Consider the following 25,019-nt stretch of genomic DNA (forward strand, 5'->3'; position numbering starts at 1 on the left):
GAATGCTTGTCGTTCAGAAGCGGTAGCTGAAGTCGTTGGAATTGGCGACGGTGTGCACCAGATCGACGAAGGCCGAGGCGCGGATCGGGTCCAGGCCCTTGGCATCCTTCACGCCGATGGGCTCGGCCAGCGCCAGCTTGCCGTCCACGACCTTGTTCTTGATGAAGCTCTCGTGCTCGCCGAGGAAGGACAGCAGCGTGGCCTTCTCCTGCGCATCGGGCTTGCGCGCGAACAACACCTCGTAGAGGCGATCCAGCTGCCTGGATTCGTCGCGCCCGGCTTCGCGGATGATGCGGCCGGCCAGCTGCTGCGACCACTGGAACACCAGCTCGTTGTTGTACAGGGTCAGGGCCTGCAGCGGCGTGGTGGTCACGTCACGCTTCAGATGCGCCTGCTGCGGCGAGGCCATGTCGAAGGTCTGCAGCATCGGATAGGCCACGCTGCGGCGCGTGAAGATGTACAGGCTGCGCCGGTTCCACTGGCTCTGATCCTTGGACACCTTCCACAGATTGCCGGCCTTGATCGCATCCGGCAGCGGCGCGAACACGCTGGGGCCGCCGATGGTCTCGTTGAGCTGGCCTGCCGCGACCAGCAGCGAATCGCGGATCTGCTCGGCGTCCAGACGCTTGCGCGGAAACACCGCCAGCAGCTTGTTCTCCGGATCGGCCTTCTGCAGCTCCGGCCGGTAGTCCGAAGCCTGGCGATAGACGCTGGACAGCAGGATCTGCCGATGCAGATGCTTGACGCTCCAGCCGTGGCTGACGAAGTCACTGGCCAGATAATCGAGCAGTTCCGGATTGCTGGGCTTTTCACCGGCGCGACCGAAGTCGCTCACCGTGCGCACGATGCCGCGGCCGAAGTAATCGTTCCAGACGCGATTGACGTAGACGCGCGCGGTCAGCGGGTTGCTGGCGCTGGCGATCCAGTTGGCCAGCGCGATGCGGCGGCCCGAGGAATAGGCATTGCCCAGCGCGGTCAGCGGCGGCGCGATCACCGGCTGCTCGCCGCGCGCAATCGCCGCCGGGAAGCCCGGCTGCACCTGATCCAGCGGACGCTCATGGCTGCCGCCGAACAGCACGAAGGTCGGCGGCGCATCGGCATGACCCAGCTCGCCCACGGCGGTGATCTTGTCCGAGCCGCCCTCGGGCTTGAGGTCCTCGTACTGCTTGAGATCCTCGCTGAGCTTCTTGAACTTCGCCCACTTCTCGACGTTCTCGGCCACGTACAGCTCGGGGCTGTCCTTCTCTTCGGCCGAGAGCTTCAGATAGGCGGCGATGTCGGCATCGGTGGTGACGTTGTCGAGCCGGTGATTGACCCAGCGGTCCAGCGCCGTCCACTGCTCCTTGGGCTTGAAGATGGCCTCGCGGCTGTCGGTGAGATAGCGCTCCTTGTGATACTGCAGACCCTTGTCGCGCACCGAGTCGAGAATCTCCTTCTGCTGGGCGCGGATCTCCTTGGTGGCTTCCTGGTACTTGGCCTGCTGCGCCTGATAGACGAGTTCCTGCGGACCCAGGCCGGCCGGGATGTCGTTGAGCTCGCTGGTGTTGGCGAAGAAGGCCTGCAGCTGGAAGTACTCCTGCTGCGAGATCTTGTCGAACTTGTGATTGTGGCAACGCGCGCAGCCGATGGTCTGGCCCAGCATCACCTCGCCCACCGTGTCCACCATGTCGGTGGTGATCTGGTACTTGCGCTGAATCAGATCACGGGAGTTGTAGTTGTCCGGATAATTGGCCAGAAAGCCGGTGGCCGCCAGCGCATCCTTGTTGCTGCCGTTGTACAGCTCGTCGCCGGCGATCTGCTCCCTGACGAACTGATCGTAGGGCTTGTCGCTGTTGAAGGCATTGATCACGTAATCGCGATAACGCCAGATGTTGGGCCGGGTCTGGTCGTTCTGAAAACCCGTGCTGTCGGCATAACGCGCGTAGTCCAGCCAGCGCCGCGCCTGCCGCTCGCCGTAATGCGGCGAGGACAGCAGACGGTCCACCAGCTTTTCATAAGCGTCGGGCGAACGGTCGTTGACGAAGTCCTGCACTTCCTCCGGACGCGGGATGTAACCCAGGGTGTCCAGCGTGGCGCGGCGGATATAGGTGGCGCGATCGGCATCGCGCGAAGGCTTGAGCTTCTGCTCTTCCAGACGCGCCAGCACGAAGGCGTCGATGGGCGTGCGCAGCCACTGCCTGTTCTTCACGGCCGGCGCGGCCGGCGCCTGCACCGGCTCGTAAGACCACCAGGTCTTGGCGGCACTGGCGGTCGCGGCCTTGGCCGCCGGCGCCTCATCCGCAGCCAGCGCCGCCGCGGTGCTGGCCGCGAGCCCCAGCGAGAACAACAGAATGCCGTGTACTTTCTTCATCACTTGGTTTCCGTCAGGGAAAGCTGCGCCTTGCTGTCGATGCGGCCCACGGCGGTGAGCAGCTCGGTGTAGGCGATCTTGCGGTTGTCGGCCGGCAGATGGATCGGCACGATGCGCTCCACCACCAGCTTGCGGGCTTCGATATTGGCCACCAGGCTCTGCTGGAAGGGACTGATGCTGGCCGGCGTCTGCGTCAGCGGCGAGGCCGGCGGATTGAAGGCATCGGCCTCCACCAGCACCTTCTCATTGGGCAGATAGGCCACCAGCGTGCCGTCGTTGTGACCGAAGTCCTGCAGCCGGAACAGCTGCACGCTGTGCTCGCCATCGCTGAGCAGCAGCTCATCCTTCACCGCGCGGAACTTGGCCGGCCTGGGGTGCAGCGCGAGACGGTCCGGCGCCAGACGATGCGGATTGGCCCAGACCTTCTGGAAGTACGGCACATTGCTTTCGTGGGTGATGATGGTCGCGCCTTCGGCCACGTAATTGCGCAGACCGCCGGCGTGATCGAAATGCGCGTGCGTGTTGACCAGGGCGCCGATCTTCTTGCCCGGGAACAGGCGCTTGGCCTCGGCGATCACCGCCTCGGAGCGCTGATCGTTCTGACCGCCCTCGATGATCAGCACATGATCCTTGAAGCCCACCGCCACGGCGGCATAGCCGCCGCTGATCAGCCACACGTCCTTGCCCAGCGGCTCCGAAGCCAGCACCGGCGTCGGCGGCACGCTGGCCTTGATCTGCGCCGGTACATTGAGCTTCACCTCGCTGACGTTCAGCTCCAGCACCGGATAGCCGCCGGCCTTCTGCACGATGTGCCCGGGGAACTGCACACCGCCGAAGTCGCGATAGCCGGAGAACTGCGCCTCATAGTTCACATCGCCATACACCGGATTGTCGATCTGCGTTTCCACGCGCTCGATCTGGTGCTGGGCATTGACCCAGCCGCGTGTGCGCGCCTTGTTGGGCGCGGTGAAGCTCAGCACCGTGTAGTGCTTGCCGCCGGCGTGCTGTTCCTCGGCCTTGAGGTCGCTGGCCTGTTGCGCGGCCTTGATGAAGGCCTGCGGCAGCGTCACCGCCAGCTCGCTCTGCAGCGAAATCGCGCTCGGACTTTCCGCCGTCACGCTCTGGGTCTGCTGCTGCTCGCCGAAGATCGGCTGCCCGCCGCCGCCGCGCGGCGGGTTCTCGCCCTGCAGACGCGTGCGCTGCAGCTCGGTGGCCCAGGGCGCGAAGCTGACCACGCGCTGATAGGACTTGTCGATGAACTTCGGCCAGGCTTCGCCGGCATGGCCAAACTGGCCCAGTGCGTAGTCGCTGCCCGCACCGGAGAACTGGATGGACTGCAGCGACTCGGCGCCCAGCGCGCTGGCGACTTCGCTCAGCGTCTGCGCCGGCGTCGCGGCGCCGGCCTGCAGGGGCAGGGCCAGCAAGGGCAGCAGATAAAAGGGTTTGCGGGACATGGATGCCTCCGAAGAAACAGCAATCAATAGAGAGACGACTCGGCGCCGGGCGCCTGCGCCACGATCAAGGCGAGCGTGCCGGCAAGCAGCACGAACAAGGACAGCGCCAGCCACAGGCGCGAGGACGCGATTGCCTGTGTCGCCGGCACCTGCGCGGCGGGCTTGCGGCCGGTGAGCATCGCGCGCAGCAGCGGCTCGCGCTTGAGCAGCAGATGCGCCAGCACCGCCAGCACATGCAGCAGCACCGCCACGGCGAGTCCATAGAACAGCTGACGATGCCAGGAGGTCAGCTTGACGCTCAGCGCATTGCTCACCCAGCCGGCCAGCGGCCCGACGTTCATGATCTCGTCATTGCCGAACAGGCCCATGGCCGCCTGCAGCAAGAGACCGGCGAGCAGCAGCAGCACCATCCAGGCGCCCAGCGGGTTGTGGCCGGCGTAGGCGCCGCTGCCGCCACGCAACAGCGCCCTGGTGTAGCGCAGCACCGTGCGCGGGCCGCGCACGAAGCTGGCAAAGCGCGCGTGATACGTGCCAACCAGCCCCCAGAGGATGCGCAGCGTCACCAGCAGCAAGACCGCGTAGCCGCTCCAGACGTGATACTTGAAATAATTCACGCCGAGACGATGCGTGAGATAGGCGCCGGCAAACGCCAGCACCAGCGACCAGTGCATCAGCCGCACCGGCAGATCCCAGACCAGATGCTGTGCAGCCGGCGCCGCACGCGGCGGCGCCGAAACCTCGACGGCATCGAATTCCACTTCCAGACTGGAGGACATCGCTTGCGACTCCGGCGGCGCGACGGGGTTTACTTGCTTCGGTACTTGTCGTGGCAGCCCTTGCAGTCCTGCGCCACGGCCGCAGCCGCGGTCTTGAACGCCGCCTCGCCCTTGTCGGCGGCAGCCGCCAGCGCCTCGGTGTGATCGAGATAATCCTTCAGGCGCTGGTCGAAATCCGCGCGCTCGCTCCAGATCTCAGGCTTGGCGCGGGTTTCACCGGTGGCCGAGATATCCGGAAAGGCTTCCGGCAGCAGGGTGGTGAGAAAGGCCACGCGCGTCGCCCGCTTCTTGGCTTCGGCAGCGTCATAGCCGGCGCGACCGCCGAGCACATCGCCCAGCGGTTTGAAGTTGGCGCCGGTGAGCGTGAAGATGGCCTTGCGCGCATCGATGGCCTGCTTGGCCGGCGTCGGCGGACCGCCGGCGGATTGCGCGAGTGCAGCGGCGCTCAGGCCCGCACTCAGCGCGAGGAATACGGCGGCATGGCGAATGCGGCGAATCACAACAGTCGTGTCAGTCATTTTCCCTGGGCGTTTGGCTTATGTTGAAAGTCGGCCGCACGCATCTGCCTGCCGCCGGCCGTGAGCGGCTTGATTGCAGCTAGCGTGCCAGCATCGCCGCAAGGCTCTGGCTCACGCCGCTCTTGCGCTTAGCATCAACGCCAAACCCCTGATGGAATGTGCATATTTGCGCTGTCTTAAGCGCAGACCAGCCGATCTTTCCCGACATCCGGGCAAGCCTCATCGAGAAGGGCGCTGTTGAAATGTCGTCAGCCTGTCGCTGCCGCTGTCGCGTGATCGACAGCCAGCGCCCGATACCTCGGGGACCACCGCCGCGCATGAAGCGCCGGCTGCAGGCCGCTCGCGCTTCACGCGTGCTGTCGCGATTCGCGCAGCGTTGCGCGGCGCACTGTTCAAATGCCCACAGACGGACGCCTGATCCGCTGGTTTTACCCAGCAAAACCGCTGGTACGGACCTTGCGTTTTCAGGTTCTCGCGTCGCCGCATGCGTGCAGCACAGGGAGCAGGCGACGCGCCATAACTTCATCAACACTTCGGGCAGATGACGATGCACGAATCCACTCAGGGACCAGGCATGGCGTGTCTATTCTGTTGACCATCGACGTTGCGCATCCGCTGATCTCGCGCGCCGCCTGGCTTCGCCGCGGCGCGCGCTGATCGCGACACCGACTTCTTTCCCACTCCTGCCATTGTCCGCGGCCTCCGCTCGCGGCGGGCTGTGTTTATCTTTTCAAGGATCAGCATCGTGACATCCACTTCCGTATTCCGGGACGCGCAGAGCGCGCCCGCCAGCAATCCCAGCGTCTCGCGTCGCGCCGTTCCGCTGCTGCTGCTCGGCAGCGGCCTGCTGGGCGCGGCACTGCCGGTACAGGCGGCCGATCCGTCTGCCGACAAGGCCGCCAGCGAGGCCGCCGGCCTCGCGCCGGAAAGCAGCAGCGATAACGCCGCGCAGCTCGGCCGCGTGGTGGTGCGCACGCGCAAGCGTGAAGAACTTCTGCAGGACGTGCCCTTGTCGGTCTCCGCCATCGACGGCGACACGCAGGAACTGCAGCATCTCGACAAGCTGCAGGAATTCTCGCTGAAGATTCCCAACTTCCAGCCCAACACCAGCAATCCGCGCACCTCCTCGCTGTCGATCCGTGGCGCCGGCGGCGTGCTCGGCGGCTCGGATGGCTCGGAGTCCGGCGTCGGCCTGATCATCGACAATGTGTTCTTCACGCATGTGGGCTTTGCCTGGGGCGGCCTGTTCGACGTGCAGGCCGTGGAAGTGGCGCGCGGCCCGCAGGGCACGCTGCTGGGCAAGAACACCACCATCGGCGCGGTGCAGATCACCACCAATCAGCCCAGCTTCAAGCCGGAGAATTCGGTGGAGATCGCGCCGGGCAATTTCAACTCCCTGGAGGTGAAGGCGCACAGCACCGGCGCGCTGATCGGCGACAGCGTCGCCTATCGCGTCAGCTATTTCAGCGCCAAGGATGACGGCCGCGTGCACAATCCCGCCTACCCGCGCATCCCCGACGATCGTCGCGGCGACCTGGGCCTGCTCAACACCGACCGCTGGGGTGCACGCGGGCAGCTGCTGTTCAAGCTCAGCGACAATCTCAAATCGCGGCTGATCGTCGAGCACACCGAGTCCAATGAGTACAACAACTACGGCGGCACGGTGGCGCCGGTCCTGACGCACTACGCCGACGGCAGCGCGTACACGACCTACGATCAGAAGATCAATTCGCTGTTCGGCATCAGCGATCCCAACCACAATCCCTACGTCGGCAGCTACACCAATCCCTCGACACTGACCGCCACCGTCAACGGCCTGTCCAACGAGTTGAACTGGGCCGTGGGTGACTACACCCTGACCTCGGTCACCGCCTGGCGCCGCTTCCAGCTCTGGCCGCGCAACACGCAGGGCTATTACGGCCTGTACGTGGTGAGCACCGGCTATGACGTCTATGCGCGCCTGCTCTCGCAGGAATTCCGTCTGGCGTCCTCGCTCAACGGCGTGCTCGACTATCAGGTCGGCGTCTACGGCCTGATCGACAACCGTGATTCCAACTTCCGCTACATCTATGGCCGCGACGCCGCGGCGTTCCAGAACAACAACGCCAGCGTCAATCCGGACATCCTCGACGGCGTCGAATACGATCACTTCGGCACCGCGCGCAACAACAGCCTGGCGCCCTTCGGTCAGGCCACCTGGCATGTGACATCGGCCCTGGATCTGACCGCGGGCCTGCGCTACACGCACGAGAAGCGCAAGGGCGGCGACCGCGGCTACAGCTTCGGCGGCGCCCAGAACCTGTCCACCAGCGATCAGGCGCTGCGTGACAAGACGCTGCTCAGCACCGGCGGCACTTTCGATATCTCCGGACAGGAACGCAACGGCACCTGGTCCTGGCTGATCAATCCCTCGTACAAGCTCAATGAGCAGGTGCTGGTCTACGGCTCGGTGGCGCGCGGCGCGAAGTCCGGCGCGGTCAACACCGACACGCGTCCGGTGTATGTCGCCGGCGTGGTGCAGGGCAGCTATCCGGTGATCACCAAGCCGGAAGTGGCGCAGGATTACGAAGTCGGCATCAAGAACACCCTGTTCGACCGCCGCCTGAGCATCAACCTCGGCCTGTACTGGGAGAATATCCACGACTACCAGGGCACCATCACCGACAACACCACTTACAAGAATCCTGATGGCACGCAGCTGTTCGTGAGCTATCTGGGCAATGTGCCGCAGGTGCGCCTGCGCGGCATCGAGCTGGAGACCGTCTGGGCGCCGCTGCCCAGGCTGAACCTGTTCTTCAACGGCGCGATCACCGAGGCGCAGTACCAGAAGTTCGACAATGCGGCGGCGCCGGCGGATTACGGCTATAGCGGCGGCCCGAAGACCCTGAGCCTGTCCGGCAAGCAGATCGCGGTCAACAACACCGGCATCTCGCCCTGGAACGTGAACCTCGGCGCCGACTACTCGCATGCCGCCGGCAGCTTCCAGAACAAGCCCATCGAATGGTTCGGCTATGTCAACGAGTCCGGTCGCGGCCGCACGCGCTACTCCAACCCTTACGAGCAGACCTGGCTCGGACAGCAGACCTACTACGTGACCAATGCCGGCATCGGCCTGCGCCGCAGCGACGACACCCTGGCCATCACCCTGTATGGCAAGAACGTCTTCGACCAGGAATTCTTCGTGTCCAAGTCCGCCGGCACCACCAATGCGCCGGCCACCGTGGGCCTGGGCGATCCGCGCACCTACGGCGTGTCGTTCCGCCTGAGCTTCTGATTGACGCATGCGCAAACCATGGCGGTACGCGGCGCTGGCGGCAGCCTTGTGCTGCGCCAGCGTCGCCTTCGCGCAACTCGATCTCAGCGATTTCGATGATGATCTGATGCGCAATATGGACGATGCGACCAAGGACCTGGAACCCGCCATCGCCGCGAAGAATGGCAAGGCGGCGCTGGAGGATTTGGCGATCCTGCAGGACGGCTTCACACAGACCGAGGCCTATTTCGCGAAGAAGGGCGTGGACGATGCCGTGGGCTATGCCCGCGACCAGCAGGCGCAGGCGCTGGCGCTGGGCCAGCAGCTCGGCGCCAAGGACTTCGACGCTGCCGCCGCCACGGCGCGGCGGATTTCGAAGGGCTGCAAGACCTGTCACGACGCCTACAAACCACTGACCAAATAAGCGGGAGATACCCATCATGCAGAAACGATTCAGCCCCAGGGCGCTGCTGCTGGCCGCTGCACTGGGCACGATTCTGACGCTGCCGGCGCGGGCCGCGCTGCCGGAAGGCAGTGCAGCACCGGGCTTCAGCGCACCGGCGGCGCTGGCCGGCAAGACCTTCCAGTTCACCCTCAAGGACGCGCTCAAGCGCGGGCCGGTGGTGGTGTACTTCTATCCTTCCGCCTACACCGGCGGCTGCAATATCCAGGCGCACAGTTTCTCGGTGAACGCCGACAAGTTCGCGGCGGCCGGTGCCTCGGTGATCGGGGTGTCGCTGGACAGCATCGAGCGCCTGAAGGATTTCTCCGCCGATCCCGACTACTGCGCCGGCAAGCTGGCCGTGGCCTCGGATGCCGACGGCAGCATCGCGCGCGCCTTCGAGCTGAACATCCGCGAGGCGCAGGCGGGCAAGAAGGACACGCGCGGCGCCGAGATCACGCATGGCTTTGCCGAGCGCAGCACCTTCATCGTCACGCCGGATGGCCGCATCGCCGCCACCATCAGCGGCGTGGCGCCGGCCGAGAACGTCGCGCAGGCCTTGGACGTGGTGCAGACGCTGGCCAGCGTGGCAAAGCCTTAGGCCCCGGGGCGCGCGAGTCCCCTTGGCCATGTGGATCGTCCAGCTCGCGCTGCGCCGCCCCTACACCTTCGTGGTGATCACGCTGCTGTTGCTGCTGGCCGCGCCGCTGCTGCTGCGCAAGATGCCCACCGATATCTTTCCCAGGATCGATATCCCGGTGGTGGCGGTGCTCTGGCAGTACAACGGGCTTTCCGCCAAGGAGATGGCGGATCGCATCACCACGCCCAGCGAACGCGGTCTGGCGCTGACGGTCACCGACATGGAGCACACCGAATCCCAGTCGCTGAACGGCCTGTCGGTGATCAAGGTGTTCTTCCAGCCCGGCACCGACATCCGCACCTCGCTGGCGCAGGTGCTGTCTGCCACCACCACCGCGCAGCGCTCGCTGCCGGCCGGCATCATGCCGGCACAGGTCGATCAGCTCTCCGCCACCGAACTGCCGGTGCTGCAACTGGGCATCTCCAGCCAGACGCTGTCCGAGTCGGAAGTGGGCGATCTGGCCGGCAATGCCGTGCGCCAGGCACTGGTCACCATCCCCGGCGCCTCGGTGACCAATCCCTATGGCATCAAGAGCCGTCAGGTTTCGGTGGACCTGGACGGCGCCGCGCTGCTGGCGCGCGGCCTCACGCCCAACGAGGTGGTGACGGCGATCGGCGCGCAGAACCTGATTCTGCCCACCGGCACGCTCAAGCTCGGCGCCAGTGAATACGATGTCAGTCTCAACGGCGCACTGGGCAGCATCGCGCAGATCGGCGATGTGCCGCTGCGCAGTAACGCCCAGGGCACGGTCTACGTGCGCGATGTGGCGCAGGTGCGCGACGGCTATGCGCCGCAGACCACGCTGGTACGCCAGAACGGCGAGCGCGGCGTACTGATGTCGGTGTTCAAGAAATCCAGCGTCTCCACCCTGAGCGTGATCGACGCCATCCAGCGCAAGCTGCCCGAGATTCGCCGGGAACAGCCGGAGCTGGCGATCCAGCCGATGTTCGACCAGTCGCTGTTCGTGCGCGCGGCGGTCGGCAATGTGCTGCGCGAAGGCCTGATTGCGGCGGCGCTGACCGCGGCGATGATTCTGCTGTTTCTCGGCAACTGGCGCAGCACCTTCATCATCGCCTTGACGATTCCGCTGGCCATCCTCTGCTCGCTGCTGGGTCTGCATCTGATCGGCCAGACCCTGAACCTGATGACCCTGGGCGGACTGGCGCTGGCGGTGGGCGTGCTGGTGGACGATGCCACGGTGGAGATCGAGAACATCGAGCGGCAGATGGCGCTGGGCAAGCCGCCGCGCCAGGCGATTCTCGACGGTGCCGCCGAGATCGCGCAGCCGGCGCTGGTCTCCACGCTGTCGATCTGCGTGGTATTCCTGCCGCTGTTCTTTCTCACCGGCGTGACGCGGCATCTGTTCGTGCCGCTGGCCGAGGCGGTGATGTTCGCCATGCTCGCCTCCTATCTGATCTCGCGCACCCTGATTCCGACCCTGGTGCTGTATCTGCTGCGCGATGCGCACAGCGGGCGCATGCACTGGCCGCTGCAACAGCGTTTCGAACGCGGCTTTGCCTGCCTGCAGCGCGGCTACCGCGTCTTGCTGGCCGCGCTGTTGCTGCGTCGCGCGCGCTTCGCCCCCGCGTTCCTGCTGATCTGCCTGGCCACCACCGGTCTGTTTCCACTGCTGGGGCAGGAACTGTTTCCCGAGGTCGATGCCGGCCAGCTGCGCCTGCATGTGCGCGCGCCCTCGGGCACCCGCATCGAGGCGATGCCGGCCTTGATCGACCGCATCGAAGCCAGCATCCGCGAGCTGATTCCCGCTGATGAACTCGGCAATGTGCTGGACATCGTCGGCGGCCCCTACTCGCCGCGCAACACCTTGTACGGCAACTCCGGCACCGCCGAGGCTTCCGACAGCGAGATCATGCTCTCGCTTGCCCCGGAACACCGCCGCTCCAGCCAGCACTACATGCGCCTGCTGCGCCGCGAACTGCCGCAGCGCTTTGCGCAGACCGAGTTCTTCTTCCAGAGCGCCGATCAGGTCAGCCAGTCGCTCAACTTCGGCACGCCGGCGCCGGTGGATATCCAGATCGCCGGCAATCGCAGCGCCGAGAACCTGAAGCTCGCCTATGCCCTGCATCGCGAACTGCGCGCGATTCCGGGCGTGGTGGATTCGCGCGTCTATCAGCGCGCGGCCAAGCCGGTGCTGCGCCTGGACATGGATCGCGACCAGTTGCAGGCCCTGGGCCTGAACGCGCGCGATCTGGCGCAGAACCTGCTCGTCTCGCTCAGCGGCAGCATGCAGACCACGCCTTCGTACTGGCTCAATCCCGCCAACGGCAATACCTACAACGTCGGCGTGCAGAGCCGCGAGCTGGATCTCGACAGTCTCGATGCCCTGCTGCGCACGCCGGTCGGTGCGCAGGCCGGCGGCGCACCGCAGCTGCTGGGCAATCTGGTCCAGGTGCGCCGCGAAGCGCAAAGCGCGGTGGTTTCCCGTTACGACAGCAAGACCGTGATCGACATCCACGCCAACATCGACGGCCGCGATCTGGGCCGCGTCGGCGCCGACATCGAAGCACTCCTCGCGCGTTATCGTCCGCAGCTGCCGGCCACGTCCAGCATCAGCCTGCGCGGGCAGTATCCGATGCTGCGCAGTTCCTATCAGGGCCTGTACGCCGGCCTGGCGCTGGCGGTGCTGCTGGTGTACCTGCTGATCGTCATCAACTTCCAGTCCTGGCTGGATCCCCTGATCGTGATGGCGACCCTGCCGGCGGCGCTGGCCGGCATCATCTGGCTGCTGTTCTTGAGCGGCACCGCGCTGAGCGTGCCGGCGCTGACCGGCGCGATCATGACCATCGGCGTGGCCACCGCCAATGCCATCCTGCTGGTGTCCTTTGCCCGCGAGCGCCTGGCCGCCGGCGCCGCACCGGCCGCCGCCGCGCTCGCGGCGGGCGTCACGCGCCTGCGGCCGGTGCTGATGACCGCGCTGGCGATGATCGTCGGCATGCTGCCCATGGCCCTCGGCCTGGGCGAAGGCGGCGAACAGAACGCGCCGCTGGGCCGCGCCGTGATCGGCGGCCTGCTGCTGGCCACCTGCTCCACGCTGCTGTTGGTGCCGGCCCTGTTCACCGCCCTGCACGAGGCCCGCGCCCGGCGCTGGTCCGCAGTCTCTCTTGTTCCGCGCCCCGAGTCCGCCACGCCATGAGCGATGCCGATACCCCTGCCGATTTCCAAGCCCTGCTCGACACAGCGCGCAGTCCTGGCGTCAACGTCTGGGCGACACGCGGCGCGCTGCTGCTGGGCCTGAGCCTGGCGGCCAGCAGCGGCCTGCGCCTGTGGCTGGATCATCGCGAGCAGCGCGAGCTGGCGGACAGCACGCAGGCTTCGCTGCTGCGCAGCGTGAATCTGGTGCGGGCCACGCCCGCCCCCGCCGTGCGCAGCGTGCAGCTGCCGGCGACGCTGCGCGGCTATCAGGAGTCGGCGATCTACGCGCGCAGCAGCGCCTATGTCAGCGCCTGGCACAAGAACATCGGTGAAGCGGTGCGGCGCGGCGAGCTGCTGGCCACGCTCAGCGCGCCCGAGCAGGAACAGGAGCTGGCGCAGGCACGCGCGGCACGCGAGCAGGTGCGGGCGCGTGTGAACCTGCTGCAAAGCTCGCTGGCGCGCCTAGAGGCACAGCTGGCCATCGGCGCGGTGGCCGCACAGCTGGCGGACGAGAAGCGCAGCGAGCTGGAGCAGGCCCACGCCGATCTTGCCGCCGCCGATGCCAATATCGCGCGTCTGCAGGCCTTGCTGGCGCAGCTGCGCATCGTTGCGCCCTACGATGGCGTGATCACCCGGCGCAGCATCGAAGTCGGCGCGCTGGTCACGCCCGGCAGCGGCGAGCTGTTCGCCATCGCCCAGACCCGGCCGCTGCGCGCCACGGTCTGGGTGCCGCAGGCTTATGCGCAGAACATCCGCGCCGGTCAGGCCGTACAGCTGCAGCTGCGCGAATTTCCCGAACAGCTTTTCAGCGCACACATCGAACACGCCTCCGGCGCCATCGACGCCAACACCCGCAGCCGTCAGGTGGACATCCTGCTCGCCAACGAGGACGCTCGACTGTTGCCGGGCAGTTATGCGCAGGTGCAGATCGAGCTGCGCGACGGGCAGCAGGCGCTGCGCGTGCCGTCCAGCGCGCTGCTCTTCGCTGTCGATGGCCCGCAGCTGGCGCTGGTCAATGACGAGGCGCGCATCGAGTTTCGCGCCGTGAAACTGGGCCGCGATCTGGGCAAGGAGATTGAAATCATCGCCGGCCTGCGTGCGGAGGATCGCATCGTCGCCAATCCTTCCGATCTGCTGCAGGCCGGCGAGGCGGTGCAGATTCGCCGCGAAACGCCGGCCACAACGCCCAAGCCTGCACGCGGCGCTTCGTGAGCCGCGAGCCGGGCTGCGGCTTCAGGTCCTGGCGCTGGCCGGACTGGGCGCCGGCGGCGCGATCTTGGCCAGCTTGCCGCCTTCTTCCTCATAGGTCTGCACGCCCACGGCGCCCACCACCTTGAAGCCGTGCCTGGCGAGCAGATCGCCCACCGCACCGGCGCGGAAGGCGTGATTGGACAGGGTGACGATGACGCGCCCCTTGGGAATGAACGCCAGGTAGCGCGCCGGATCGCGCTGGATGTCTTCCGACTGCAGGCTCAGATACACCGGCAGACCGCCGATCTTGCTCAGCTCGTCGGGGCGTCGCACATCGATCAGCAAGAGGTTCTGCGGCTTGGCCAGCAGCGCATCGAACTGCTTGCGGCTCAGGCGCGGCGTCTTGAACTTGTAGACCGGCGCGGCCTTGGGCGGCGTCTGCACGGCGACGCTGGCTGCCGGCGGCGGCGCCACCGGTGCGGCCTGCACCGGCGCGGCGACGGGTGCTGCAGGTGGCGGCGCCACCGCGACGCTCTGCGCAGGCTGCTGCGCGCAGGCGCCGATCAGCGTCACAGACAGCAGCAGCGCGGGGGATACGAGTCGGTTCGAAGTCATGGTGTCCGGTTCTAAAAAAAAGCGGCGCGATCAGCCTGCGCTGAGTGCGCGCCAGGAGGGAGAATCGTCGTCCTCGGCATCACCGCCCTCGCCGGGCTTGTCACCGAGATAGCCATGCTTCTTGAGCAGGGTGCGCAGCACGCTGCGCGACAGGCCGAGCACGGCGGCGGCCCGCACCTGGTTGTAGCGGCTGTGCCGATAGGCTTCATCGACGATCAGGCGCTCCAGTTCGTTGAACAGATTGTCGCTGGGCGCATCGAGCAGGCAGCGCACCGCCTTGCCGATCTGTTCGCGCGGCGCCACGCAGGGATCGCTGTCCGCGCCCTGGCGACCCGCCAGGACCACCACGCCATTGAGCTTGAGATGCTCCGGCCGCAGCTCGCTGGCGCCCGCCACCAGCATCGCGAAGTGCATGACGTTTTCCACTTCGCGGATATTGCCGGGCCAGGCATATTCCTGAAGCGCGCGGCAGGCGGCATCGGAGATCACCGGACGCGGCCGCTTGAGGCGCTGGCTGTAGTGCGCCACGAAGTGCTGCGCCAGCGGCAGGATGTCCTTGGGCCGCTCCCGCAGCGGCGGCAGACGCAGCTGCGCGACGTTGAGACGGTAGAACAGATCGGCGCGGAACAGGCCCGCCGCCACCGCGTCGCGCAAATCGACATTGGTGGCGGCCACCAGGCGGATGTCGACGGGAATGGTCCTGCGTGAACCCACGCGCACCACCTCGCGTTCCTGCAGCACCCGCAGCAGCTTCACCTGCAAGGCCAGCGGCAGATCGCCGATCTCGTCGAGAAACAGCGTGCCGCCGTTGGCGGATTCGAACCAGCCTTCGCGACGCGAGGTGGCGCCGGTGAACGCGCCCTGCTCGTGTCCGAACAGCTCGCTCTCCGCCAGCTGCTCGCTGATCGCGCCGCAGTTCACCGCCACGAACGGACCCTTGCGTCCGCTCAGCTCGTGGATATGACGTGCCAGCAACTCCTTGCCGGTACCGGTCTCGCCGATCACCAGCACCGGCGCTTCGCTGGGCGCCACGCGCTCCAGATACTCGTGAATCTGCACCGATACCGGATCGGCGAACACCAGGGCCTTGGCCCGGATGGTGATCTGTTCCGCGTTCACGCCATGCAGCTGCAGCACACTGCCTTCGCGATGTTGTCCTTCACGCATCTTGTTCTCCCTGAAGCAGACGCGGATTGAGGCCACGCTGTCAGAAAGACTCTATGAAGAATCGTCGATGCCGCCCAATACTTTGAATGACTAACCTTATTGTGCGTGCAGCAGTGGCCTGCCCCATCGCGATCCGCTGATCGTGACTGACTTCCGACATCGCCGCGCCTCCGGTCACAGTCACTGCTGCGCGGTGAGCACCGACAGATGCGTGATGCCGGCGTGCTCGATGGCCGCCATGGTCTTGGCCACGGGTCCATAGGGTGCGGTCTCATCGCCCTGCAGCTGCAGCGCGACATCGGGGCGCGCGGCCTTGAGTGCGAGGAGTTCGCGCTCCAGTGACTCGACCGGCACCTGCCGGCGGTCCAGCCAGACGCGACTGTCCTTGTCCACGCTCACGGTCACCGGCTTGTCCAGATCCGGCGGCGTGGTCTGCACGGTCTTGGGCAGGCTGATGTGCACGGCGTTGTTGATCACCGGGATGGTGACGATGAAGGCCACCAGCAAGACCAGCATCACGTCCACCAGCGGTGTGATGTTGATCTCGCTCAGCGCTTCCTCGCTGTCCTGCGTCGAGAAGGCCATCAGGCGTACGCCCCCTGCGCGTTGACCGCAGCGGCGCCGCGCGTCTCAGGGGCCGCTGCGGCGCTCTGCGCACCACGGCTGTTGTTGGACTTCGGCGGCAGCTGCACGCGAAAGCCCGCACGCTGCGAGAGATTGAGAAAGTCGTGCGCAAAATCGTCGAGGTCGGCCACGATCAGCTTGAGCTTGCGCAGGAAGTAGTTGTAGCCGAGCACCGCCGGCACCGCCGTGGCGATGCCGAAGCCCGTGGCGATCAGCGCTTCACCGATAGGCCCGGCGACGGCTTCCAGCGAAACCTGCCCGGAGCTGCCGATGTGGGTCAGCGCATTCATGATGCCCCACACGGTGCCGAACAGACCGACGAAGGGCGAGGTGCTGCCGATGCTGGCCAGCACCGACAAGCCGCTCTCCAGCGTGCGGCGCTCGCCGTGAATCTGCCGGCGCAGCTGACGTTCGAGCAGATCGCGGCGGTCCCAGGCGTGTTCCAGATCGGCATGCTGCTCGCTGCTTTCGCCCAGCGCCTTGAAGCCGGCTCCGGCCAGACGCGCCACCGCACCGATGCTGTGATCGAGTTCGGCGGCGGCCTGATTGAGATCGCTCGCCGCCCAGAAGGCTTGCTGGTAACGGCGGTTGCCGCGCCGCAGTCGCCAGTACTGCACACCCTTGGCGGCAATCAGCGTCCAGGTCGCGGCGGAGAATGCGCCCAGCGCCCAGAGCGTGGCCGGTACGGCCGGAATGGAGGAGGTGTCGATCATCTTGCTTCCTTCAAATAAAGAATCGTCTGTGAATCGGAATGCGGCAAACGGCGCAAGCCTTCAACCCGAGACTGCGAAGTCGATGGGCACGGTCACCCAGCCATCGACCGGCGTGCTGCCGCGCTTGGCCGGCGTGAACGACCACTGCTTCACCGCGTTCAGCGCCGAGTCGTCCAGCACCTTGTGCCCGCTGGACTGCTTGATCTCGACGAGGTCGGGATGACCGTCGGCGAGCACATGCACCTTGAGCAGCACGCTGCCTTCCCAGCCCATGCGCGCGGCCATCGCCGGATATGCAGGCGCGGGATTGTTGAGATAGCCGGCGCGACCGACGGGCGCGGTGAGCGGCTCTGGCGCCGGTGGCGGCGGCGGTGGCTCCACGGCGGCCACCGGCTCGCCGGCGGCTACCGGTTCGCTGGACACCGTCGGCGTGGCTACGGGCAGTGGCGGTGGCGGCGTTTCGCTCCTGGGCTTGGGCGGCGGCTTGGGTGGCTCCTGCAGCTTGGGCTCCGGCGGCTTGGGCTGCGTGAATTCCAGTTGCACCAGGTGCTTCTTGATCTTCGCGCGCGCGTCCTGCGCCTGGCTCAGATAAATGCCGAGCAGCACATGCGCGAACACCGCCACGGCGGCGATCAGCGGCAAGGCCTTGCGCTTGCGCGGCGGCGCGAGTTCATCCTGCGCGCTGCGCACTTGCGACAGGGGGATCGCCACCAGCGGCGGCGTCAGCGGTGGCGAGGGCAGATGACGGCGGCGACGCCAGCCGTAATCCTCGGAATCATGATCGGCGAAACTGCTCACGGTGCGAACCAATGCTCGAAAGATGCTTGGGAGCAAGGTTCAGAGCAGCAAGCGTGCCAGCTGCGCGATCGCTTCAAACGCCTGATGTCATGCGCGTTTTTTGCGGGTCATGACGCCGCGCCGCAGCGACGGAGAAAGTTCTGTCGAGATTTGCGCAGCGAACAGCTGCAGTCTGCGGAGATTTACACAGCGAGGATGCAAAAGCTCATCCATGACCTTTTTGCATCCCGCTTCAAAGCAGCGCGGCTTTGCCACGCTTCCCGGAGGCCGCGTGAAGACAGGGCTGGCATCCGCCCGCCAGCCCATGTCTTGCACCTCAGAGGCGCTAGAAAAGCACCTGCAGCTGCAGGCTGGCTGCGGCTGTGCGGCGCGGCTTGGCGGACAGCCAGCGCAACAGATCATCCAGCGAATGCTCGCCGAGATTGTTGATGCGCCGCAGGCGCCGCAGCGGCGTGGCCTCCACCTGCTCGCGCGAGGTGAAGCCATGCGCGCGCAGGGCATTGGCGGTGCGCGTCTTCAGACCGCGCGTCCAGTCGCTGGCGGTGCCACGGCGCGCGAGCCCGGCATCAGTCTTCTCAGCGACACTCATGGCGCGAGGCTCCGTCGATGAGTGTCAGAACGCCGGCAGCAGGCCGGCCCCAGGCAAAAGCAAACGAAGTGCAGCGGCACCGGGCCGCCGGCATGACAAACGGGATCATGGTTTGAGTCTCCTGGCCGCGTCACGACGCGGCCGCAAGCCTTCAAGATGGCGGCGTCGAAGGACACCGCCGCTCAATGCGGACGAGGCTTCAGGAGGACTGCGGTGGCCCGCGTGCGGGTGGAGGCGCGCCCAGCGAGGCGCGCTGGGCGGGAATGACGGCGGCCGGAAGCGTTTCGAGCCCGGCCGCGCGCAGAATCAGGGTGAAGGCTACCGGCGGCAGCGCCGCAGCCGTCGAGGGCACCCCGCAATGTGTGCAGTCCTGCGCCGACGGGTTGTGCGGGGCCTGCTGATCCAGCAGCAGGCGAATCTCGGCAGGGAGCTGCGCCAGCTGCGCGGCATACGCCGGCGAGCTTCCGCACCAGCTGCCGGTCCCATCGGCGCCACGCGCCATGGTGGCATGCGCCACCGGCAGCCACAGCTGCGCCAGCCAGGCCAGCACGGCAAGCAGCAGCTGCAGACGGTGAAAGCGTCGGGACATGAGGCCGGTATTTTTACTGATTTTCCGGAAAGCTGCCTGCTGCCGCCGCCAGAAAGCCGCCCAACAAAAAACCGCGCAAGAAGCGCGGTCCTTTGAACAGCTTGTCGAATGGTGGAGCGGAGGAGGATCGAACTCCCGACCTTCGCATTGCGAACGCTTTCCACGTCTTACCAGAACATAATCGTTCAGCCTCACTCCGACAATAAAACAAAGACTTAGGAGTGATTGCTACGTCCCTATGGTACCGCCCATCCCGTGTTTGAGCAACGATCCTGCAACCAAAATTGCAACCATTCGGGATGCGCAGGACAACCGGGAGCGCCGGTAATTTCAGGGCGGCCAGGAAGAGAAAGTCGTTATCTCACAGTGAGCCGCAAGTCCCGGAACAATCGAGTTGTATAGCAACGGGAGCTATGGCAGATTGAGGGCGTCGCGGCTCAGTGAGCAGCGGCACAGGACAGTGAAAGACAACGCCTCTTCCCGCACGTCGGGGATCACTGTCAGGTGCCTATATGCAGTCGCCGCCAACTCCCACATCTCTTGCTCTTCTTGCCGAAATCGCGGCGGGGCGAGCGTTCGTCCCCGTCGGGGCAGTCGCCCATCTCGTGGGACTCGCACCACAGACGATTAGAAATCGCGCGCATCCGCGCTCCCCCGCACCGCTTGCGTTCGCAGTAGTGAAGATGGGCGGCAACCGCGGACGGCTCCAGGTTCATGTCGATAGCCTGCGCCGCTATCTGGTCGAGATCGAAGAACGCGTTCAACTTTCTCTCAATCAGCAGCCAGCCGATCCGGTCGAACCGGGAAACCAGCCGCGCGCCGAAGAGAAACCGCACGCAGGCCGGTCAAAAGAACGGATAGCACATGCTTTCGCCAAAGGGCGAAAAGCTGTGGCCAAGTAAGCAGATTGGGCACGCCATGACGCTTCGCTCACTGCAGTGGCCAGATTGGGATGAATCACCGCCACCCCTCGACTACGTGCTGCCAGGCCTGCTGGCTGGAACAGTCGGGGCTCTTGTTTCTCCGGGTGGCATGGGCAAGTCGATGCTGATCCTGCAGCTGTTGCTGTTGGTCGCCAGCGCGAACGATTTGATTGGGCTCGGCGGCGAATGGGGTACGGGACCGGTCACATATATGCCGGCGGAAGACCCGGACATCGCGATTCAACATCGACTGCACGCACTCAAGTCGCATCTGACTGCGGAGCAGTACGAAATGGCCCGCGAACGGATTTCGATTCATCCGCTTGTTGGGACGATGCCCGACCTGAATGATGACCACTGGCGCAGCGAGATTCGCAAGGTTGCTGATGGCCGTCGCCTGTTGGTGATCGACACGCTGCGGCGATTCCACCGTGCCGATGAAAATCACTCAGGGGAGATGGCGGAAGTTGTTGCCAGACTTGAAGCCATCGCAGCCGAGTCCGGCTGCACGATCATCTTTCTGCATCACGCTGCCAAGGCCGCAGCCCTGAACGGACATGGCGATCAGCAGCAGGCCAGCCGCGGTGCGTCAGTTTTGACCGATAACATCCGATGGCAGGCCTATCTGATCGGAATGACCGCAGAGACTGCAAAGGAACTCGACGTTGATCCTGAGCAACGCGGGCACTTCGTAAAGTTCGGGCTTTCGAAAGTGAACTATGGCGCGCCAACCGCTGAAAAATGGCTGCGCCGGCATCCGGGCGGGGTCTTACTACCTGATCCAAACCTGCAGCTGAAAGCAAGCTCAGGAAAACGACGGGTTAAGCATCACAGCGGCAGAGAGCCGTCCGCCCTCGACATTGCCATGCGATCGGAAAAGTATCGCACCGCATCACGAGGCACTTGATGGCAGCGCTGCGCGAACGGAATCCGACGACCACGGCAGTGCCGGCCAGAGTGCGGATGTTCCAAGCCACCATCCGGCCTCAGCGTCTCAACAAAGCCACCATCGAAACTGAGCATGGCCGCCTGATCGTTTCCGGCCGATTGGGACAACGACATGCCGACCTCTATGAAGGCATCTTGCGGCATGCAAAGCCGCATAGGAATCCCCAAACGAAGGAGATCGAAGCTCACGTCATTGATGTCGATGCGTCGCAGCTGCGGCGGGTACTTTCGGATCGCTACAGCCATCAGCAGATGTGGCAATTGGCAACAGAATTACGAGAAGCTGTCGTGGAGATTTACACTCCAAGAGTTCAAGCGCTTGGAGGCATCATCAACGATATCGCAAGGTACCGCGTTGATGGGGAAATCCTGACCGGCGCTCTCGCCGGTGAATGCCGAGTTCGGTGGACGATTCAGCTGGGGCGAGTCGTTCAAGAATTCCTCGACAAGGACATCCGGCGGTACTACGACCCCGGCCTTGTGGCGCGGCTCTCAACAGGGATTGGACAAGCGGTTGCACGATGGCTGCTCACCCATCATCGGCAACGGCAACCAACCGGAGGTTGGTACATCGATACTGTGATTGAAGCTGTCTGCGGCGCCCAGGCTGATGCAACGTTGAGAAAACGTCGCTATGAATTGCGCCGGGACGCCGATGGTCTCGCGCGACTTGGCATCTCGCTCCTCTCGGATCGAATCAACTTAGTGGATTTCAGTCCCGGAGACTAAGGGCCATATGATTCACGGCACGGCGTTCCGTTGACGCCCGACCTCATTCCATATCCGCCCGGACTGTTCTGTACCCGCCCGGATGCGTGCCGCAGCCGCCCGGCGCTTCAGAACATCTAGAGCAGTCCTACAGACTGCTCTAGCAGCAGGGGCTACCGCATCGCGGATGCCCCTGCCAGTCCAACAAAACCGTGGGGCTTTGCCCCACACCCCACACTCGCCGCCGTGAGGCTCGGGAGCTGGGCCATTTGCCCAGCTCCCGAGGCGAGGCTATTTTGACCGTCTCGGAGATCAACGACCGCCCGACGGCTCGCCAAAAAACGGCGAACCGACGGATCGATCATTGACCTCCGTTCCGGCCGATACTCATGAGCACGAAGGCCAATCGATTCGAGCGAATCGATTTTATTGACAGGCGTGTCGTGCGCGCCAAAAATCGATCAGAGGTGATCGATTTTATGCGCGTTCCCATTACCAATACACAAGATCTGGGTCTGCTGATCCGCGCCGCGCGGAAAGCGGGAAAAATCCGCATGGACGACTTGCCGACGGCGGGTCCCGTGTTCGTGCGCCATGTCGAACGCGGCAAGGAAACAGCACAGATCGGCCACGTCCTTCGCCTGCTCGATGAACTAGGGATTCGGCTGGCTGCAGACGTACCCGATAACGTAGAAGCCGTATTGAACCGCCTGCGGCAGGAAGATGCCAAGTCGGGTACAGCTTCCGTGCGCGAGAACAAGCGCTGATGGCGCGCGCCCTCGAAGTTTTCGCGGGCGGCCATAGGGTCGGCCAGCTACGCGAACAGGATGACATCTGGGAGTTTGAGTACGCCCCGGAATGGCAAGCCAGCGGCGAGGCGTTCGATCTATCGCCCGCGCTTTCGCGGCGAAGCTTGCTTCATCGCGACGGGTCCAGCCAGCGGCCGGTGCAGTGGTATTTCGACAACCTGCTTCCGGAAGAAGGGCTGCGCACGCTGCTGTCGAATGACGCAGGTGTTCCAGAGGCCGATGCATTTGGCTTGCTCGCCCACTTCGGCCGTGAATCGGCGGGCTCGCTGACCCTGCCGCCCCAGGGTGGTGCGTATTGCCAGCGGGTTGCGCAGCCAATGCCAAGCTAACTGCACCCCATTGCCATAGAAGCTGCGCAGCTTCTAGCAGCTGCTTGCGCGGTTGAACCCACAACGCACTCAAGCGCTCTTTTCAGTTCGCACAGCGCGTTCGCCCAACGTGACTTTTCGAGGTGGACCGCGTAGGTGACGCGGCTGACAGCTCTCGGAGTACGCCACAGTCTTTGGTTGTAGTCGGCGTATCGCAGCGGGCTCGAATTGCCTTTAGCTCCGATTGCAGTCGGCGCAACACTCGCATGCGGTCTGCGACATGTTCGATGTGCGCATCCAGAAGGGCATTGACCTCTTCGCAACCGTGTTCGGGATCGTCCCGCAACTTCAGCAGGTGGCGGATTTCCTGAAGCGTCATGTCCAGCGCTCGGCAATGCAGGATGAATTCAAGCCGCTCCCGATCCTGCGGCGTGTAGAGTCGATAGTTGCCGCCAGTGCGGGCTGGCTTTTGCAGCAGTTGCTCACGCTCGTAATACCGGACGGTCTCCACGGGGACTTCCAGTGCCTGAGCCAGTTCGCCGATTTTCAGAGTGGTCATGAGGGGTTCCCAGTAGCGCTTGACCCTGAAGTTACTACAGGGTGTTTAATCCGCGCACGCCCAGCCCTTATGGGTACGAGTTCATACTGATCTGATAGCCTTGCCGACATGATCCGTGATCCCCGCCTCCAATCGTGGCTGCTGACGCTTCTCTGCGTCCTGCTGCTGCTGCGTGTGGAAGGGGCTCATCTGCACCTGTGCTTTGACGGCAATGAGCCGCCCGCCAGCATCCATCTGCTGGACATCGGCATCCATCACGGCAGTGAACCGGGTGTGTCAGCCCCGCATCAGGATCAGGACGTTTCCCTGTCGGATGAAGCGCTATTCAAGGCGAGTCAGCCCGGCTTCGATTTTCCGCCTGTACTGCTCGCCGCACTCCTGCTCTGGGCATTGCTGCGGACGCCAATTCGCCTCACTCCGCCCTCCTCGACGCCGGTTGCTCCGTCCGCGTCGCGCGTTCTGCTGCCGCCGCTGCGCGGCCCGCCGCCTCTTACCTCCCGCTGATTCCCTAAGCGTTCGCCGTCGCACTGCTGCTGGTGCGCGGCTCCATTCAGGCGCCGCCATTCCAAGCGCGGTGCCGACGGGAGGTTTCCATGAGGCTTTACCCCGCACGCGCATTGCGCGCGTGTTCGATGCTTTTGCTGTTCACGATGTTCTCCGCTCAGGCGGCAGAGCCTACGCAGGCGCTCACCTTGCGTCAGGCGATCGATGCCGCGCTGGCCGGCAATCCCGAGTTGCAGACCTTTTCGTTTGCGTTCAAGGCGCAGGATGCACGCAGCCAACAGGCTGGGCTGCGTCCCGCGCCGGAAGTTTCTCTTGGTGCCGAAAACATCTTCGGTTCGGGAGAGACGAAAGGCACCGATGCTGCCGAATACACTTTCGCGCTGTCTCAGGTCATTGAGCTAGGCGGTAAGCGCGATGCGCGCTTGGGCGCGGCGCAGGCCGGGCGCGGTTCGCTGGATATCGAGCGCCAAGCGCGCCAGCTCGACGTTCTGGCCGAGGTCACGCGCCGGTTCATCGCTGTGGCGGCCGGGCAGGAACAGCTGCGGCTTGCCCGTAGCGCCGTCGAACTGGCGCAGAAAACGGTCGAGGGATCGGAAATGCGCGTCAAGGCGGCCAAGTCGCCGCATGCCGAATTCGACCGCGCGCGCATTGCGCTTGATCGAACGCGTCTCGACGAACGACGTGCCGTCGCCGAACTCGACAGCGCACGCAAGCAGCTCTCCGCGACATGGGGTGACTCACAGCCGATGATCGCCGGTCGCGTCATCGGCGACGTCCAGGCGAACCTATTTACGCTGCCAGACCCCGGCGAGTTCCCCACGCTCGTCGCGCGCCTGTCGTCGAATCCCGATCTGCTGCGGTTTGCCTCCGAGGCCCGCTTACGTGACGCCGAGCTTCGGCTTGCCGTGAGCCAGCGCCGGCCCGATGTCACGTTTGGCGCCGGCATCCGGCGTCTGGAAGCCACGAAGGATGAGGCCTTCGTCGCCTCGCTGTCGGTTCCACTGTTCAGCGGCCGTCGCGCAGAAAGCTTCGTGGCCGAGGCCAAAGCCAATCGCGAGCTGGTCGATGCCGAACGCCGCGTTGCGCAGGTAAAGGCGGAAGCGACGCTCTATGAGCTGCATCGCCAACTCGTCCGCACCGTCGCCGAGGCCGAGACGCTGTCTCGCGACATCGTGCCGCGAACCGAGGAAGCGCTGAAGGAAACCGAATATGCCTACCAGCGTGGGCGCTACAGCTACCTCGAACTGGTCGATGCGCAACGTGAGTTCCTTGCCCTGCAGGGCACCCTCATCGAAACCGCGGCTGATGCCCACGTGCTGCGTGCCGAAATCGAGAGGCTGACGAACGCTCCACTTATTGGCACGAACCCCTAATCGAGATTCCGAACC

Annotated in this window: 25 protein-coding genes; 11 read left to right on the plus strand and 14 right to left on the minus strand. The window is 65.0% G+C overall.

Features of this window, described 5'->3' with window-relative positions; all coding sequences use genetic code 11:
• Positions 1-13: 13 nt before the first annotated feature.
• The 5 genes from BMY12_RS06420 to BMY12_RS19915 form a co-directional block, all read right to left on the minus strand.
• Positions 14-2,350: a DUF1549 and DUF1553 domain-containing protein gene (locus tag BMY12_RS06420; protein WP_093283605.1), complete on the minus strand. Its 2,337-nt coding sequence runs from the start codon at positions 2,348-2,350 to the stop codon at positions 14-16.
• Positions 2,350-3,804, minus strand: coding sequence for an MBL fold metallo-hydrolase (locus BMY12_RS06425; protein ID WP_093283608.1), 1,455 nt, complete (start codon positions 3,802-3,804; stop codon positions 2,350-2,352). The genes BMY12_RS06420 and BMY12_RS06425 overlap by 1 nt, the downstream gene beginning before the upstream one ends.
• 23 nt (positions 3,805-3,827) lie before the next feature.
• On the minus strand, positions 3,828-4,580 hold the full coding sequence (locus BMY12_RS06430) for a cytochrome b/b6 domain-containing protein (RefSeq protein WP_093283611.1): 753 nt from the start codon (positions 4,578-4,580) through the stop codon (positions 3,828-3,830).
• 29 nt (positions 4,581-4,609) lie between these two features.
• On the minus strand, positions 4,610-5,080 hold the full coding sequence (locus BMY12_RS06435; RefSeq protein ID WP_177188876.1) for a c-type cytochrome: 471 nt from the start codon (positions 5,078-5,080) through the stop codon (positions 4,610-4,612).
• Between the two features lie 97 nt (positions 5,081-5,177).
• A complete protein-coding gene (locus BMY12_RS19915; RefSeq protein WP_143068866.1) occupies positions 5,178-5,651 on the minus strand; it encodes a hypothetical protein in 474 nt (157 codons plus the stop codon).
• A 192-nt stretch (positions 5,652-5,843) separates the two neighbouring features.
• On the opposite strand from BMY12_RS19915, the gene BMY12_RS06440 reads away from it, so the two are divergent.
• Genes BMY12_RS06440 through BMY12_RS06460 form a run of 5 tightly spaced genes read left to right on the plus strand, consistent with a single transcriptional unit; the run spans position 5,844 to position 13,798 of the window.
• Positions 5,844-8,372, plus strand: coding sequence for a TonB-dependent receptor (locus tag BMY12_RS06440; protein WP_143068867.1), 2,529 nt, complete (start codon positions 5,844-5,846; stop codon positions 8,370-8,372).
• A 7-nt stretch (positions 8,373-8,379) separates the two neighbouring features.
• Complete coding sequence (locus BMY12_RS06445; protein ID WP_093283618.1) at positions 8,380-8,775, plus strand: hypothetical protein; 396 nt, start codon at positions 8,380-8,382, stop codon at positions 8,773-8,775.
• A gap of 16 nt (positions 8,776-8,791) precedes the next feature.
• The gene (locus BMY12_RS06450) at positions 8,792-9,394 is read left to right on the plus strand and encodes a peroxiredoxin (protein ID WP_093283621.1); all 603 of its coding nucleotides are present in this window, start codon (positions 8,792-8,794) and stop codon (positions 9,392-9,394) included.
• Between the two features lie 28 nt (positions 9,395-9,422).
• Entirely contained in the window at positions 9,423-12,587 is a 3,165-nt protein-coding gene (locus BMY12_RS06455) for an efflux RND transporter permease subunit (protein ID WP_093283622.1), read from the plus strand.
• Positions 12,584-13,798, plus strand: a complete 1,215-nt coding sequence (locus tag BMY12_RS06460; RefSeq protein ID WP_093283625.1) for an efflux RND transporter periplasmic adaptor subunit — start codon at positions 12,584-12,586, stop codon at positions 13,796-13,798. Before BMY12_RS06455 ends, BMY12_RS06460 begins: the two co-directional genes overlap by 4 nt.
• 21 nt (positions 13,799-13,819) lie before the next feature.
• Here the strand turns inward: BMY12_RS06460 and BMY12_RS20240 are convergent, their stop codons facing one another.
• The 8 genes from BMY12_RS20240 to BMY12_RS06500 form a co-directional block, all read right to left on the minus strand.
• Positions 13,820-14,392: a rhodanese-like domain-containing protein gene (locus BMY12_RS20240; RefSeq protein ID WP_177188877.1), complete on the minus strand. Its 573-nt coding sequence runs from the start codon at positions 14,390-14,392 to the stop codon at positions 13,820-13,822.
• Positions 14,393-14,422: 30 nt separating this feature from the next.
• Positions 14,423-15,559 carry a sigma-54 interaction domain-containing protein gene (locus tag BMY12_RS06470; RefSeq protein ID WP_093283628.1) on the minus strand — a complete coding sequence of 379 codons (1,137 nt, stop codon included), beginning with the start codon at positions 15,557-15,559 and terminating at the stop codon, positions 14,423-14,425.
• Between the two features lie 180 nt (positions 15,560-15,739).
• Entirely contained in the window at positions 15,740-16,144 is a 405-nt protein-coding gene (locus BMY12_RS06475; RefSeq protein WP_093283630.1) for an ExbD/TolR family protein, read from the minus strand.
• Positions 16,144-16,896 carry a MotA/TolQ/ExbB proton channel family protein gene (locus BMY12_RS06480; RefSeq protein WP_093283633.1) on the minus strand — a complete coding sequence of 251 codons (753 nt, stop codon included), beginning with the start codon at positions 16,894-16,896 and terminating at the stop codon, positions 16,144-16,146. The genes BMY12_RS06475 and BMY12_RS06480 overlap by 1 nt, the downstream gene beginning before the upstream one ends.
• A 60-nt stretch (positions 16,897-16,956) precedes the next feature.
• The gene (locus tag BMY12_RS20795) at positions 16,957-17,694 is read right to left on the minus strand and encodes an energy transducer TonB (protein ID WP_218140109.1); all 738 of its coding nucleotides are present in this window, start codon (positions 17,692-17,694) and stop codon (positions 16,957-16,959) included.
• Positions 17,695-18,019: 325 nt separating this feature from the next.
• Entirely contained in the window at positions 18,020-18,283 is a 264-nt protein-coding gene (locus BMY12_RS06490) for a hypothetical protein (RefSeq protein ID WP_093283639.1), read from the minus strand.
• Between the two features lie 199 nt (positions 18,284-18,482).
• A complete protein-coding gene (locus tag BMY12_RS06495; protein ID WP_093283642.1) occupies positions 18,483-18,872 on the minus strand; it encodes a hypothetical protein in 390 nt (129 codons plus the stop codon).
• 500 nt (positions 18,873-19,372) lie between these two features.
• The gene (locus tag BMY12_RS06500; protein WP_028006874.1) at positions 19,373-19,708 is read right to left on the minus strand and encodes a hypothetical protein; all 336 of its coding nucleotides are present in this window, start codon (positions 19,706-19,708) and stop codon (positions 19,373-19,375) included.
• Positions 19,709-19,790: 82 nt separating this feature from the next.
• Here BMY12_RS06500 and BMY12_RS06505 point away from each other — a divergent pair, with 82 nt between their 5' ends.
• From BMY12_RS06505 to BMY12_RS06520, 4 genes are all read left to right on the plus strand, one after another.
• Entirely contained in the window at positions 19,791-20,702 is a 912-nt protein-coding gene (locus tag BMY12_RS06505) for a helicase RepA family protein (RefSeq protein WP_084615645.1), read from the plus strand.
• Positions 20,702-21,472 carry a hypothetical protein gene (locus BMY12_RS06510; protein WP_093283644.1) on the plus strand — a complete coding sequence of 257 codons (771 nt, stop codon included), beginning with the start codon at positions 20,702-20,704 and terminating at the stop codon, positions 21,470-21,472. Before BMY12_RS06505 ends, BMY12_RS06510 begins: the two co-directional genes overlap by 1 nt.
• 368 nt (positions 21,473-21,840) lie before the next feature.
• Positions 21,841-22,218 (plus strand): helix-turn-helix domain-containing protein, encoded by a 378-nt coding sequence (locus tag BMY12_RS20245; RefSeq protein ID WP_177188878.1) that lies wholly within the window; start codon positions 21,841-21,843, stop codon positions 22,216-22,218.
• Positions 22,218-22,589, plus strand: coding sequence for a HipA N-terminal domain-containing protein (locus BMY12_RS06520; protein ID WP_028006872.1), 372 nt, complete (start codon positions 22,218-22,220; stop codon positions 22,587-22,589). The genes BMY12_RS20245 and BMY12_RS06520 overlap by 1 nt, the downstream gene beginning before the upstream one ends.
• 82 nt (positions 22,590-22,671) lie before the next feature.
• Here BMY12_RS06520 and cadR read toward each other — a convergent pair whose 3' ends face one another.
• Positions 22,672-23,127 carry a Cd(II)/Pb(II)-responsive transcriptional regulator gene (gene cadR, locus BMY12_RS06525; protein ID WP_084615644.1) on the minus strand — a complete coding sequence of 152 codons (456 nt, stop codon included), beginning with the start codon at positions 23,125-23,127 and terminating at the stop codon, positions 22,672-22,674.
• Positions 23,128-23,235: 108 nt separating this feature from the next.
• Between cadR and BMY12_RS19920 the strand changes: the two genes are divergently transcribed.
• Together BMY12_RS19920 and BMY12_RS06530 are read left to right on the plus strand one after the other, a co-directional pair.
• A complete protein-coding gene (locus BMY12_RS19920; RefSeq protein WP_143068868.1) occupies positions 23,236-23,631 on the plus strand; it encodes a hypothetical protein in 396 nt (131 codons plus the stop codon).
• Positions 23,632-23,720: 89 nt separating this feature from the next.
• Positions 23,721-25,004, plus strand: a complete 1,284-nt coding sequence (locus BMY12_RS06530; protein ID WP_093283647.1) for a TolC family protein — start codon at positions 23,721-23,723, stop codon at positions 25,002-25,004.
• Positions 25,005-25,019 lie beyond the last annotated feature (15 nt).

Source organism: Solimonas aquatica, from assembly GCF_900111015.1.
Lineage (GTDB): Bacteria > Pseudomonadota > Gammaproteobacteria > Nevskiales > Nevskiaceae > Solimonas > Solimonas aquatica.